The following is a 12,201-nucleotide window of genomic DNA, read 5'->3' on the forward strand; positions in this document are numbered from 1 at the left end:
GGAGGCGCTGGTCAGGCCGGTCTGGGTGACCTCGAAGGTGACGGTGTGGGCGGTGGCGAAGTTGCCCATGCTGCTGACCGAGGTGGTCTGCACGTCGAGCGCCGGCTGGGCGACCTGGGGGAAGCCGATGGAGAGCGCGGTGACGATGGAGAAGTTGGCGGAGCTGCCGGTGACGAGGAGGGCGCCGCTCGACGAGGTGGAGGCGGTGCCGGGGACGAAGACGCCGTCCTGGAAGATGCGCGCCGAGAGCTCGGGCGCGGCCTGGGCCTGGGAGGCCATGCCGAGGGAGAGAAGGGCGGCGGCAGCGAGGAGAAGCTTGCGCATGGGAGGGTTCCTTCGGGGCGGGCGGCGAGGTGTCGGGCGCTTCGTTGCGACCTTGCCACTAACACAGCACGCTTCGTGCCAATCCAAAACGTTCCGAATAATCAACATGATAGTCTGTCTCTAAATAGGAACAATGCGAATGTGTAATATATCCCGACAACCTGGATAGAGGTGCGGGCGCGAGTTCCGCTGTTTCATGTTCGCGAATCGTTCTCGTCTGTCCTAACCTGCGCCTTCCACTCCCGGGCAGCTGCAGGAAGTCACGCATGAGCTACGACCACCTCTACAAGCCCGAGCCCTGCACATCCTGGCCCGCCGCGCAGCTCCGCGCGGTCGGGATCACCTACCGAGAGGCCGCTGGCCAGGGGCTGGACGCCGCGACCTGCCTCGAGCGGGCAGTCGCGGCCTATGTAGCGGCCGGCGGCGAGCGCCAGGGCTCCACGCGCGCGGTCCTCGACATGATCGCCTCGCTCGCAATGGAGGAGGGCGACTGGCTCTGGGGCCCAGCCAAGGCTCTGCGCGATCGACAGGCGCGTGCCGACCGGCAGCCGGACCTCTTCGAGTTGCCGGTGGAGGGAGAGGCGCGGTGCTGACGCTCCACCCTACCCTGCCGGAGCCGGTGCGGGATGCGCCGGGCCGCGCGGAGCTCGCCACGATCTGGGACAGCCTGGACCAGGAAGGCCGCCGCCTGCTGCTGGCGCAAGCCCGCGCCGTGGCCGAGGTAACAGGGCGAGTGCCCCCAGAACGGACGACGTGACCACCGCGCCGGGGGACCTCCCCTAGCCGGTGGAGCACCTCCGAGCCGTGGGACGCGCCTACCGCGAGGCCTCTGGGCGCGGCGTCTCGCCACTGGGCGCTGTCGGAGCCGCGGACGCAGCGCGCGTGGCGGCTGGCGGTGAGCCAGAGCACCCGACCCGCACCACCACCGCCATGATCAACCACCTCAGCTGCGAGCACGGCGACTGGCTCTTTGGACCGGCGCAGGCATGGCTGGATCGCCACAGCGCGCTTCCGCTGGAGGCTGAGATCTTCGACCCACCGGAGCAACTGCCTATCAGCGGCAGGCGGCGCTGCACGAGCTGCGAGCGGCGGCCTGCCGGCGTCGCCCTGGTCGATCGGCCGGACCGGGTGACAGGGGGATCCGGCGGAGGCACGGGCGCGACAATCAAGCCGCTGCCTGGGGCGAAGGATAGCGGCGGACAGGTCATGGGGAAACGTGTTACCAGCAACCCCATTCGAGGGGGCTGGCGGTTCCGCCGCGCGTCGCCGCTCCACGTGATGATCGATCTTCCATTCAGGTGCAGCAACCGACGCCCTGCTCATAGTTGCGTGCCGACGGAGCGTGGCAAGATCATCAGCGGCTCTACTGCCGGAAAGCTGACTGCGGCCCGGCCGGCGCGCACGCCAGCCATCGAACATGTACCCAAAGGTGCCGAGGATCACCCCGAAGGCCACATCGTAGTACCAGCAGCACCGTTCGTAGAGGGCGGCCCAGGCCGCTTTTTTAGACACAGGGATCTCCGGGGAGACATTCTCCGTAACACAGAGTTTCCCGCTGCATAGTGAGAAAGCGATTCGATCCGCACGCAACACTATCCAGCTGAGCAATGGTTGAACATTGTAAACGGATAGGGCCTTCCCTCTCTGCGAAGCCGCCGGCGCCGCGGCGCAGCACCAGCGACTTGAGTCGTAAGCAAGGGGGGCTGAGCGACGACCAGCTGCGCTGACCAACCATTCACCGTCCAGTGCTATTCCTCCCCGCACGCTCGTCCGTGCCCTACTCCTCTGCCTCCTCCTCGTCTCCCCTGCCCTGTTGGAGGAACTGCGCGGTCGCGTCGTGCGGATCGCCAACGGCGACACACCGATGCTGCTGACCGCCGGAAAGGTGCAGGTGCGGGTGCGTCTGGCTGAGATCGAAACGCCCGAGTGGCGGCAGTCCTACGGCACCCGGCCCAACGGCAGCTCGCGGCGCTCGCCTTCCAGCAGCAGGTCTGCGTGGTGGTCCGAAACACCGACCGCTACGGCCGGACGGTCGGGCGAGTCTATGCCGGCGGCGCCGATGTGAACGTGCGCATGGTCCAGCAGGGCGCGGCCTGGGTCTACCGCCAGTACAGCCACGACCAGGCGCTGCTCACGATGGAGGAGGATGCACGGGCAGCGCGGCGCGGGCTTTTGGGCACTTGGGAACATAGCGGACCTCCTGCTGCACCACCATCTTGCGACGGCGCGGCTGCTTGCTGCGTAGCGTCAGCCTTTCCTCGCGGTACAGCCGCCAGACAAGGTTCTTGCCCACCGCCCAGTCGTCACGCCGCAGCATCACGTGCAGCCGCCGGTAGCCGTAGCGGATCCGGACGTGGGCGATCTCGTGCATCCTCTGCCGGATCTCGAGGCGCGGATCCCGCGTGCTCGCTGCTTCGCCTGCGCCACCGGCATGGCGTTCACCCGGTTCGTGGCGCCGACGCTGGCGGCGGAGACACCGAGGCGGCCGTTGGTGAGCGACTCCATGGCAATGCCAAAACCGTTCCCGGGATCGCCGAGCAGCGCGTCCTCCGGAACCACGAGGCTCCCAGCCGCCCATCAACCCGTCAGGGGTCTATCCGCACCTGCCCGCGCCCGCCAATTCAGGCGCCCCTGGCGCGATCTCTGACAGATCCAGAGTTCGCTCCTCAGCGACCGTGATTACCACGTCCCGGTAGTCCATCCGCAGAAACTGCCGCAGCATCAAGGGGCGAAGATCTGCAGCCAGGTCTAATCCTTGCGCGAGTACCGGCTGACGTCCTCCGGCAACGCCGCCCGCCCCATCGACTTCGAAATCCCCCTCACCACCTCCTCCCGATCCAAGCCGCAAGGCGTCCCAACCCGACCGGGCGACATTGGTTCAGTTATTCGCCGGCTTCAGGCTGAGAAGGACAGTTGGGACTAGTTCTGACACCGTAGGATGAATGGGGACCGACCACCGCAGCGTGCTAAGGGGCTGATCCGCATTCATCATGTCGAGAATGCCGTGAATTGCTTCGTCACCACCGGTCCCGAGGATCGCCGCCCCCAAGATACGCTGCGTGTCAGCATCAGCCGTGATCTTCATGAAGCCGAGTGTTTCGCCCTTCTCGACAGCACGTCCGACGCGGGTCATGGCTCGTTTCGAGCTAAGCAGCCGGCGTCCGCTCCCCACCGCCTCGGCCTCGGTCATTCCGATCCGACCGAGCGGCGGATCGATGTACAGAGCATAGCCGGTCAGCCGCTGGCTGACGCGGCGATCCTCTCCGTCGAGCAGGTTGGCAGCGACGATCTCATAATCGTTGTAGGCCGTGTGGGTGAAAGCCCCTCGCCCGTTGCAGTCGCCAAGAGCGTAAACGCCGGCCACATTCGTCTGCAAGTGGTCATCGACCACAACGTAGCCGCGGCTATCCGTCGTGATGCCAGCCGCGTGGAGCCCCAAGTCATCCGTGTTGGGTCGCCGCCCGACGGCCAGCAGCACATGGCTACCGACCACCGGCACGCTGTTCTCCGCGCAATCGACGGACACTGCTATATCGGTCCCCACCGGGACGAAGCCGATGCAGTTCGCTCCCGTGCGAACCGTGATACCTTCGAGTTCAAGGATTGTGCGCACCTCCTCTGAAATGTCCGGATCCTCACGCGCGATCAGCCGGTCCGAGCGCTCGACGATCGTAACCTCGGCTCCGAACCGCCGGAAGATTTGCGCGAACTCTAAACCGATGTAGCTCCCGCCGACGACGACGAGGTGTCGCGGCAGCACGTCGAGCGCCACCATATCCGTGTTGGTGAGGACGGTGATGTCCTTGATGCCGGGCATATCGGGAACGAGAGCGCGGCCACCCACATTGATGAAGATGCGCGGCGCCGTCAGGTGTTCGCCGTCAACCTCGACGGTGCTAGGTCCGATAAATCGCGCATGACCGCGAATCAGCTCGGCATTGGACATACTGGCAAGCCAGGTCTCGTTGCCTGCACGAGAGTCCAGTATCACCTGTCGGGCTCTCGCTGCCACGGCCCGCATATCGACCTGCACCGGCCCGGCGACTGAGAACCCGTACTCGGCACCCCGCCGCGCCATATGCGCTGCATACGCGCTTGCTACCAGTGTTTTGGTCGGCTTGCATCCGGTGTTGACGCAGGTGCCGCCGACCAGATGTCGCTCGATGATCGCCACTTTCATGCCGGCATCGTTGAGCCGGCTGCCAAGCGACGGGCCTGCTTGGCCAGCGCCGATGATGATCGCATCGAAGGCGCGCGCGCTCATCGGAGATCAGCCGATGCGGCCGAGATACGGGTGCAAGTAGATCCCTCTGCGAATGCCGAAGGGGCGTCGATGGCAAGTCTCATTTCGATATTCTCCTGCATCAGGGTAGGAAGGAGCTTGGCCCTTCACCGGCCACGCGGGCCGGCTGTTCAACATTGGAAGAAGTGTACGCTGCCGCCGGGGCGTTGGCGCCAGCGCACTCGGCAACACCATGAGCTATGCGAGGGAGGCCGGACATGCCCTCCTTGAGCATCCCGGACGCTGCTCAGCCCGCCGTGCGCAGCGTGCCCTTGCGGGCGTCGCTGACCGTCAGCCAGATCGCCGCGACGAGGAAATAAAGCGCACCGAACGCGGCGTATGGGGCAACTGTGGTGATGCCGATCGGCTCGGTCCCACTGGCCATTCTGACAAACAGGAAGCCCGCCAAGGTGGATTGCGCACCGCTGAGGATCATTGCCCACTGAGCGCCGGTGGTTGCCCAGCGGCGGATTGCAGTGGCGAATTGGAGAATGCCGGCGAACCCGGCCCAAATGCCGAAGACCACGAGTACGCTGTTCATGCCGTAGCCGAGCGCGACGGCGACGGCGATCGCCGTGATGGTGCTGGCGACGACGTTCAGCAGCTGCGCCTTGTTGCGGCCGAAGCCGCCACTGCGTTGAGCATCGGCGAAGTTGGCGATCGCGTCCCAGCCCGGATAACCGACCAGCATGATGGCGGCGAGCATCGGGGTAGATTTGGCAACGCTAAAAGCCACCGCTACCCATGCGGCCGAAAAGGCGAAGCGGGTGAAATAATAGCGCTTCAGCCACCCCGAAATAGGTTGACCTGAGTATCCGTTATGCACCGCTGCTGACATGTGGAGCCTCGACCTGGGTTCGGCCACCTTCTTTAAGGTGGGCATATGTGAGCCATCGTGACTGATGGGTCGACGCGACAGGATGATCTCGTCCCATATCGACCCCGCTACAGTAGGTCTTATCTCGTCCGACCGGCCGCTTGGAGGATCAGGTTAGCGATGGCCTCCGGCTGCGAGATCATGGCCAAGTGGCCGGAGTCCACCTCGATGACTGTTGCGTTCATCCGCTGGGCGAAGAAGCGTTCAAGATCGGGCGATATGGTCAGGTCCTGCTTTGCCACGGCATAGAAGGTAGGCTTGTCGTGCCAGGCGGCAGCCGTCGTGCGGGCCGTGAATGTCGAGGTCGCGGTCGGCTGCTGCACCGCGAACAGGACTTTTGCCTGCGCCGTCGGGAGATCGTTTGCAAAGTATCTGGTGAAGGCCCCCTCGCTCAGTGTCGTCAGGCCGTCACGAGTGACCAGGCCCGAGCGGGCCGGCGCTGCAGGGAACCTGGCGTTAACGGCGGCGACATCCTCGTTGGCATCGGGCGCGCGCGCCGCGACGTAGACGAGGGCCGACACGTTGGCGGCGGTGCCGGTATCGCTGATGATCGTTCCCCCGTATGAATGGCCGACCAGCACCGTGGGACCGTCCTGCAATGCCAGCACGCGGCGCGTTTCGGCATCGGCCGCGGCGAGCGAGGTCAACGGGTTCTGTACCGCCGTCACGTGGAGGCCGGCAGCCTGCAGGATGGGGATGACTTTCTCCCAACTCGATCCGTCGGCCCATGCGCCGTGCACGAGCACGACATTGCGGGCCACTACAGAGGTATTGGCCATTTGGGCATCTGCCGGAAAGCTGGTGACGGCGCCCGCGATGAGGCTAAAAGCCGCCGCGGCGAGCATTTTCTGCAGCTTCATTTTGGATCCTCAGTCAAGATGACGTTTCGAAGCAGCATGCTTCAATGAGGCTTTCGAGGCAGGCGGGGAGAACGCAACGTTTTACGCATGCGCTTTCTTCGTGGCTGCCATTCTCGTAGCGCCGTTAAGGTTCCTGGCATGCCCACCGAACACACTGACGCAGGTACACGCGAAATTCGGTGGGCGGAGGCGATGCGTGCGGAGCGCCGGGGCGATGCGGTGGCCTATGAGCGCTTGCTGAAGGAGGTCGCTGTCATGTTGCGCCGGCTGATCCACTCGCGCCTGGGAAGATTTGGTTTGCGCGTGGATGAGACGGAGGATGTGGTGCAGGACATACTGATTGGCTTGCATGGCAAGCGCCATACCTGGGACGACACACGGCCGATCATGCCCTGGCTCTACACCATCACCCGCTACAAATTTATCGACACGGCCCGCCGTCTGCGCCGAGAGGCCGCGCGACACGTGAACATCACCATGGAGGAGATGGCGGAGATCTTCGCGGCGCCGAGTGAGGATGCCGACCGCACCATGCGCGGCATCGATCGCCACTTGACTGATCTGCCGTCAAGTCAACGCCAGGTGGTGCAGGCGCTTGGCGTCGATGGCGCCACCGTTCGCGCCACCGCCGAACGGCTTCACACGAGTGAGGGCTCAGTGCGTGTGCTTTACCACCGCGCCCTCAAACGCCTGATGACGAAGGCCCGCCGGGACGACGTCCCATGAAAAGAGAGCAGGAAGTGGCAACCACGGCGCGGACCGATGGCTTGATCGACCGCCTCGCGGCCCAGGCCGGTGGCAGTCAACTGGGCGGTCCACTCACCTTCAAGGTGGCCCTCGTGGCTGCGGCTGTGGCGTCGCTTGGCCTCTCTGTCGCACTCGTGCTGGCGTGGCTCGGCACTCGGCCCGACCTTGCGATGCAGAGCCTGCCCTTCGCCTACAAGATTGCAAGCATGCTCGCCTTGGGTCTGGCCGGTCTAGTTCTGGCCTGCCGCGCCGCTTTGCCAAGCAGCGGCAAGCTGACAGCCACCGCGTTCCTGCCAGCCGTGCTCATCCTCGCCTTCCGCGCCGCCACCGACCGTTCGGGTCTCTCCGCCCTGGGGAACTCGGACATCTCAGCAGGTGGATGCGTGCTGACGATTATGGGCGCGTCTGTGCCGGCGCTGATCATCCTGCTTGGTGTGATGCGGATGGGCGCGGTCACCCGTCCAGCGCTGGCAGGGGCCATTGTCGGTGCATTGTCCGGCTCACTGGGTGCCATCGCCTATGCGCTAGCCTGCAAGAACGACGCGGGATTGTTCGTTGCCATCTGGTACCCGCTTGCCGTTGTAGTCACGGCTGCCGTGGGTGCCATTACCGGCAAACGCGCGCTCACCTGGTAGGATAAGAAGCCGGCAACGGGATCGGTGGCCGGTTTGCAGGACAAGTCCGCTCTCGTGCTCGGCGGCACCGAAGATCTTCTCGGCTGCATCTAGAATAACGTCCTGCGTACTGATAGCTGCCTCCTCATGACCCGGCGGCTCGGCCGGCCCAGGGACCGACCTGGCAGGAGCGGCCAGGCGGCCGAGCGGAAAGTCCCGGCTCGTCATTGCTCCTCAGATCACATGGCAACTGAGCGATCAATCAAGCCGTGCCGTGTCCCCGGATAAGTCTGCAGTTGCGGCCGCCGGCCTCGCAGCGGGGAAAGATGAGACGCTAGGCGCCGTCATAAGCGCAGCGGTTTTGCCAGCACCCATGCCAGGCCTGACAGGGTGAGCGACCTTGTTGCATCGGTCGGAGCGTTGGATGCATCTCTCCCAGGGGTCCTGTCAGCTCTCGCGCCAAAGATACCGTTGCACGCCGGCTGATGCTGTCAGCCTACCCCGCTTCAAGAATGGCGCGCGCGGTAGTCGCACGATGGCTTTGAAACGTGCGGCGGCGGCTCGCAGGAACATGCTGGCAGTGGAGAATGCGGGGGCGGAGATGGTTACGGAGTTCGTCGTAGCTGCGACAGAAGCGTTCCGCTGAGGTGAAGCTCTTGAACCCGAGCATACATCGGACCTGACCTTTGATGCCGCGGTGATCCTGCTCGAGCCCATCGTTCATGTAGGCGCTTCTGCGGTGGGCCACGTGCTTGCCCAGCGTCGAGCGGATCGCTCGTGGGTACGAGCCATGCCCGTCCGTGGTGACCTGGTCGGGGACGATGCCTGTGGCCAAACTGGCCGAACGGAAGAACGCCTTCGCGGCCGCCATGTCTCGGTGCTCGCTGAGCTTGGTGTCGACGAGGTCACCGTTCCTGTCGATCGCCCGATACAAATAGCACCAGCGTCCGCAGACCTTCAGGTATGTTTCGTCAACGTGCCAGGAGCGGCGCCCGGGACCGCCCTTTGCTCGCCGACGCTGGCGCAACTCAGCTGCTAGAGCCTGCGCAAGCTTAACCTCCCACTCCCGCACCGCCTCATGGCTAAACACGATGCCGCGCAGGAGGAACATCTCCGCTAAATCCCGCAAGGTCAGGCGGTAGCGCAGGCGCCACAGGACCACGAGGGCGATGATGTCGCTCGGGTACTGTGCCCGGCTCAACAACCCCGACCTGCGCTCGTTGAACCCTCGGCCGCAGGCGCGGCAGCGAAAGGGCCGGTAGCCCTAGGCCGTACGGTCCCGCCGCTCCGTCACCTCGGCCGAACCGCAGTCCACGCATCTCATCTCAGGATCCCAGCCGCCCATCCACCCGTCAGGAGCCTTCCCACGCCTGCCCGCGCCGCCATCTGGGCACCCCTGGCACGAACTCTGACAGATTCCCCTGGCTAGAGCGGGCTTTGGTTCATTCCTACACTGGCGCCCTCACCGCAATCAGCGCTTCGATCCGCTCGATCAGCTGCGCCTCGCCCACGGGCTTACGCAGGAGGGAGTAGGTTCCGGAGATCGCGCCACTGACCGCTATGGAGGCACCATCCCCCGCATAGCCGGTCAGCAGGACAGCCGGCAGGTGCGGCCGTCGTGCCTGTGCCGCCGCGATGAGAGCAAGCCCCCCCATTGCTGGCATGGACAGATCGCTGACCAGCACGTCCACGGCCTCACCCGCATCCAGTAATTGGAGGGCCTCCGCGCCGCTAGCCGCAGGCAGTACAGTATAGCCCGCCGCCTCGAGCATGCCCAAAAGCATCTCCCGTACAATCGGCTCATCATCGACGACGAGAACGCGGTGCACGACCGCTGATGCTAGTTCCGTGTCAGCCGCTGCAGCGCCTGTATCGAGTAGGATTGCTTCGGCAGGGTGAGGCGCCGGCGGCAGCCAGAGAGCGACGACAGTCCCCCTTCCTAGCTCGCTCTCCACGGTGAGTGCCCCGCCGGATTGCTCCGCGAACCCTTTCGCCATGGAAAGACCAAGCCCGGTCCCTGCGCCCCTCGGCTTCGTAGTGAAGAAGGGCTCGCCAACGCGGGCAACCGTCGTTGGATCCATGCCGATCCCCGTGTCCTCGACGGTGATGCGGATGTACCGACCAAGCATCAGCCCTCTCGGCCCGGAGTCACCTGCCAGAACCATCTCGGCCGCGGTCATGGTCAAGGTGCCTCCTTGCGGCATCGCATCGCGCGCGTTGCTGGCAAGGTTCACCAACACGGTCTCAAGCTGCCCCTTGTCGGCGAGCAGCGGAGGCATGTTGGCTGGCACCTGGTACCGGCAGGCGATCTCGGCACCGAGTGTGTGCGACAGCACCTCGCAGAGACCGGTTAAAAGCGGCAGAATGTCGATCGGCTCAGCCTGTAACTCGTCGCGGCGCGCGAAGGAGAGCAGGCGTCGGGTCACCGTTACCCCGCGCCCGGTTGCGTCCAGCATCATGCGGGCCAGCCGTCGGACGCCGGCGGCGTCCCCTGGACGCCGCTCGATCAGGGCGGCGCCCCCCTGAACCGCCTGCAGAACGTTGTTGAAGTCATGAGCAATGCCCCCCGCGAGCTGTCCAAGCGCCTGCATTCGCTCGGCATGCGCCGCCCTCACCTGAGCGGCTTGCCGCGCGGCCACCTCCTCGCGCACGCGGGTCTCCAGTTCCGCGTTAAGGCGGCGCAGATCCTCCGCAACCGCGCGTTCCGCGGTCACGTCCCGAACCACCCCGACCAGCCTCTCGGCCCGCCCGTCCGGATCACGCCGGATTTCAGCGCGAGAGGCGATCCGCCTTACCGCGCCGTCGGAAGGCCGGATAATGCGGAACTCCGTCTCGTAGCCAGTTGCGCGCCCACTGAGCGCGGTTCGCACCGTCTGGTCGTGAGTAGCCCGGTCTTCCGGGTGGATGCGCGCCAGCGCCTCCTGGTGGGTGTCCGTTGTGGTTCCGTCCGGGAGCCCCGAGATCGCGACGTATTCGGGTGTGACCACCGCCGCTGGCTCGTCAAGCCGCTGATCGAAGCTACCGATGCGCGCGATCTGATGGGCAAGCCGGAGACGGTCCTCGCCAACACGGCGCAGATCGGCCTCACGGGCCCGCACTTCCGCCGCTGCCTGCGACAGCGCCGCGGCTACGCCGTCAACCTCCGCCACCCCAGGTGGCACAGCGACGGTCTCGCCCCGGCCGGTCGCCTCGGCCGCACGGGCCAGCGCCGTCACGCGCCGGCCAAGTCGCCGGCTGAGGAAGACCGCTGCGCCAAGCGCCAGCGCCAAGGCAAGGGCACCGAACCAGACGATGCTCCGGACGGCGCGCCACACCGCCGCGTCGATGACCTCCTGGGACAGCGACACCGCCGCCGTCCAAGGCGCCACACTGGTCCGGTGCAAGGCAGCGTCAATCGGCTCGCCGGTAACCCGGCGCGTCTGCAACGCCGTAGCCGTGCCGGGCAGTCCAGTGAGGGCGAAATACGCCATCCCCGGGGGAGCCAGTGCCGCGGTGCGGTCTCCTTGTGGCGTTGAGGTGTGCGCCACGAAGCGGCCGTTAGCGCCAATGATGGCGGCCAGCGAGCCTGCCCGCAGCACCGAGCCAATGGTTGATTCAAAATGATGGGTTCGAATCCCGATCCCGACAGTCCAGCCCGGTTCGCTTGACGCGGGAACAGAGGCGTTGACCGTCACGAGCGGCACCCCCGCGAGACGGCTAATGAATGGATCCGACACGGTAGGAATGGGTGTTCCAGACTGTGGTCCGGCTCTCCTGTCGGGGAGTGCCGCCCCGGGCGGCGCAAGTGTGTTCAGAATCTGCCCGGCCTCAGGCCGGAAAAGAACGACGTTGAGCCAGGCTGGATTGAGGGCGAGCATGGCCTGGAAGCGCGGCCGGAGGCGCTCCGGCTCCGCCAGGTCCTCGGCCGTGATCGAGACGGCCATGACCTCGGCAGCCTTCCGCATCCCCGCGATCTCCTGGTCTACAGCGGCCGCGAGAGCCTGAGCTTGGTTAGCCAGGCTACGCAGTTCGGCCTGCCGCCTTTCCTGAGCCTCGCGGAGAAGAAGGCTGCCACCCAGTGCGAGAGCGGGGATGGTGAGCGATATGACCAGGAGGGCGAGGTGCGTGCGGAAGCGCATGATTATCCGCGCTCCTTCCAGATCAGCGGGTTGAGAGAGGGCTAAAAGTTCGGGACAAAACCTGGGTTGAGGCGTTGAGGAAGGATGGCACTCCTCGTTCCTGATGACCTCTGGGCGGTGGTGGAACCGCTGTTGCCGCGAGAGCGGCCGAAGCCGAAGGGCGGTCGGCCGCGTGCGCCCGACCGGGCGGCGCTGGCTGGTATTTTGTTCGTGCTGCGAACGGGCATTCAGTGGCACGAGGTACCGACCGAGCTGGGCTGCTGTGGCAAGACCTGCTGGCGTCGGCTGGGCGAGTGGCACGCCGCCGGGGTCTGGGCCCGACTGCACCGGGTGCTGCTGGAGCGCCTGCAGGACGCGGGTGCCCTGGAATGGAGCCGAG

Annotated in this window: 12 protein-coding genes and 1 pseudogene; 6 read left to right on the top strand and 7 right to left on the bottom strand. The window is 65.6% G+C overall.

Going from position 1 to position 12,201, the window contains the following annotated elements:
* Positions 1 to 324 (bottom strand): hypothetical protein (locus BO39_RS27925; RefSeq protein ID WP_043839955.1); only part of this gene is annotated, 324 nt, incomplete at its 3' end.
* 266 nt (positions 325 to 590) lie between these two features.
* On the opposite strand from BO39_RS27925, the gene BO39_RS27930 reads away from it, so the two are divergent.
* The 3 genes and pseudogenes from BO39_RS27930 to BO39_RS34730 form a co-directional block, all read left to right on the top strand.
* Positions 591 to 917 carry a hypothetical protein gene (locus BO39_RS27930; protein ID WP_043839957.1) on the top strand — a complete coding sequence of 109 codons (327 nt, stop codon included), beginning with the start codon at positions 591 to 593 and terminating at the stop codon, positions 915 to 917.
* Positions 911 to 1,081, top strand: coding sequence for a hypothetical protein (locus BO39_RS33345; RefSeq protein ID WP_156964066.1), 171 nt, complete (start codon positions 911 to 913; stop codon positions 1,079 to 1,081). Before BO39_RS27930 ends, BO39_RS33345 begins: the two co-directional genes overlap by 7 nt.
* A 1,241-nt stretch (positions 1,082 to 2,322) precedes the next feature.
* A pseudogene (locus tag BO39_RS34730) lies at positions 2,323 to 2,436 on the top strand (thermonuclease family protein); the annotation flags it as partial.
* Between the two features lie 19 nt (positions 2,437 to 2,455).
* Here the strand turns inward: BO39_RS34730 and BO39_RS35075 are convergent.
* From BO39_RS35075 to BO39_RS27950, 4 genes are all read right to left on the bottom strand, one after another.
* Entirely contained in the window at positions 2,456 to 2,902 is a 447-nt protein-coding gene (locus tag BO39_RS35075) for an IS3 family transposase (protein ID WP_084698633.1), read from the bottom strand.
* Positions 2,903 to 3,202: 300 nt separating this feature from the next.
* Positions 3,203 to 4,588: an FAD-containing oxidoreductase gene (locus tag BO39_RS27940; protein WP_043839958.1), complete on the bottom strand. Its 1,386-nt coding sequence runs from the start codon at positions 4,586 to 4,588 to the stop codon at positions 3,203 to 3,205.
* A gap of 265 nt (positions 4,589 to 4,853) precedes the next feature.
* Positions 4,854 to 5,444 (bottom strand): DUF308 domain-containing protein, encoded by a 591-nt coding sequence (locus BO39_RS27945; protein WP_043839960.1) that lies wholly within the window; start codon positions 5,442 to 5,444, stop codon positions 4,854 to 4,856.
* A gap of 119 nt (positions 5,445 to 5,563) precedes the next feature.
* Entirely contained in the window at positions 5,564 to 6,343 is a 780-nt protein-coding gene (locus tag BO39_RS27950; protein ID WP_043839962.1) for an alpha/beta fold hydrolase, read from the bottom strand.
* A 138-nt stretch (positions 6,344 to 6,481) separates the two neighbouring features.
* On the opposite strand from BO39_RS27950, the gene BO39_RS27955 reads away from it, so the two are divergent.
* Together BO39_RS27955 and BO39_RS27960 are read left to right on the top strand one after the other, a co-directional pair.
* Positions 6,482 to 7,069: a sigma-70 family RNA polymerase sigma factor gene (locus BO39_RS27955; RefSeq protein ID WP_043839963.1), complete on the top strand. Its 588-nt coding sequence runs from the start codon at positions 6,482 to 6,484 to the stop codon at positions 7,067 to 7,069.
* On the top strand, positions 7,066 to 7,725 hold the full coding sequence (locus BO39_RS27960) for an NrsF family protein (RefSeq protein ID WP_084698634.1): 660 nt from the start codon (positions 7,066 to 7,068) through the stop codon (positions 7,723 to 7,725). The genes BO39_RS27955 and BO39_RS27960 overlap by 4 nt, the downstream gene beginning before the upstream one ends.
* A 475-nt stretch (positions 7,726 to 8,200) precedes the next feature.
* On the opposite strand, the gene BO39_RS27965 is transcribed toward BO39_RS27960, so the two are convergent.
* Positions 8,201 to 8,905 carry an IS6 family transposase gene (locus tag BO39_RS27965; RefSeq protein ID WP_211257600.1) on the bottom strand — a complete coding sequence of 235 codons (705 nt, stop codon included), beginning with the start codon at positions 8,903 to 8,905 and terminating at the stop codon, positions 8,201 to 8,203.
* 247 nt (positions 8,906 to 9,152) lie between these two features.
* Complete coding sequence (locus BO39_RS30640) at positions 9,153 to 11,648, bottom strand: ATP-binding protein (protein WP_156964068.1); 2,496 nt, start codon at positions 11,646 to 11,648, stop codon at positions 9,153 to 9,155.
* 258 nt (positions 11,649 to 11,906) lie between these two features.
* Here BO39_RS30640 and BO39_RS27975 point away from each other — a divergent pair.
* The coding region (locus BO39_RS27975; RefSeq protein WP_043839968.1) for a transposase at positions 11,907 to 12,201 on the top strand (295 nt) is incomplete at its 3' end.

This window comes from Roseomonas aerilata DSM 19363 (assembly GCF_000711725.1).
GTDB classification, from domain to species: Bacteria; Pseudomonadota; Alphaproteobacteria; order Acetobacterales; family Acetobacteraceae; genus Roseomonas; species Roseomonas aerilata.

Bases quoted from the DNA above. Each gene is read 5' to 3' on its own strand.
- BO39_RS27950 (WP_043839962.1), bottom strand. From the start codon at position 6,343: ATGAAGCTGCAGAAAATGCTCGCCGCGGCGGCTTTTAGCCTCATCGCG.
- BO39_RS27930 (WP_043839957.1), top strand. From the start codon at position 591: ATGAGCTACGACCACCTCTACAAGCCCGAGCCCTGCACATCCTGGCCC.
- BO39_RS27955 (WP_043839963.1), top strand. From the start codon at position 6,482: ATGCCCACCGAACACACTGACGCAGGTACACGCGAAATTCGGTGGGCG.
- BO39_RS27960 (WP_084698634.1), top strand. From the start codon at position 7,066: ATGAAAAGAGAGCAGGAAGTGGCAACCACGGCGCGGACCGATGGCTTG.
- BO39_RS27945 (WP_043839960.1), bottom strand. From the start codon at position 5,444: ATGTCAGCAGCGGTGCATAACGGATACTCAGGTCAACCTATTTCGGGG.
- BO39_RS30640 (WP_156964068.1), bottom strand. From the start codon at position 11,648: ATGCGGAAGGCTGCCGAGGTCATGGCCGTCTCGATCACGGCCGAGGAC.
- BO39_RS27940 (WP_043839958.1), bottom strand. From the start codon at position 4,588: ATGAGCGCGCGCGCCTTCGATGCGATCATCATCGGCGCTGGCCAAGCA.
- BO39_RS35075 (WP_084698633.1), bottom strand. From the start codon at position 2,902: ATGGGCGGCTGGGAGCCTCGTGGTTCCGGAGGACGCGCTGCTCGGCGA.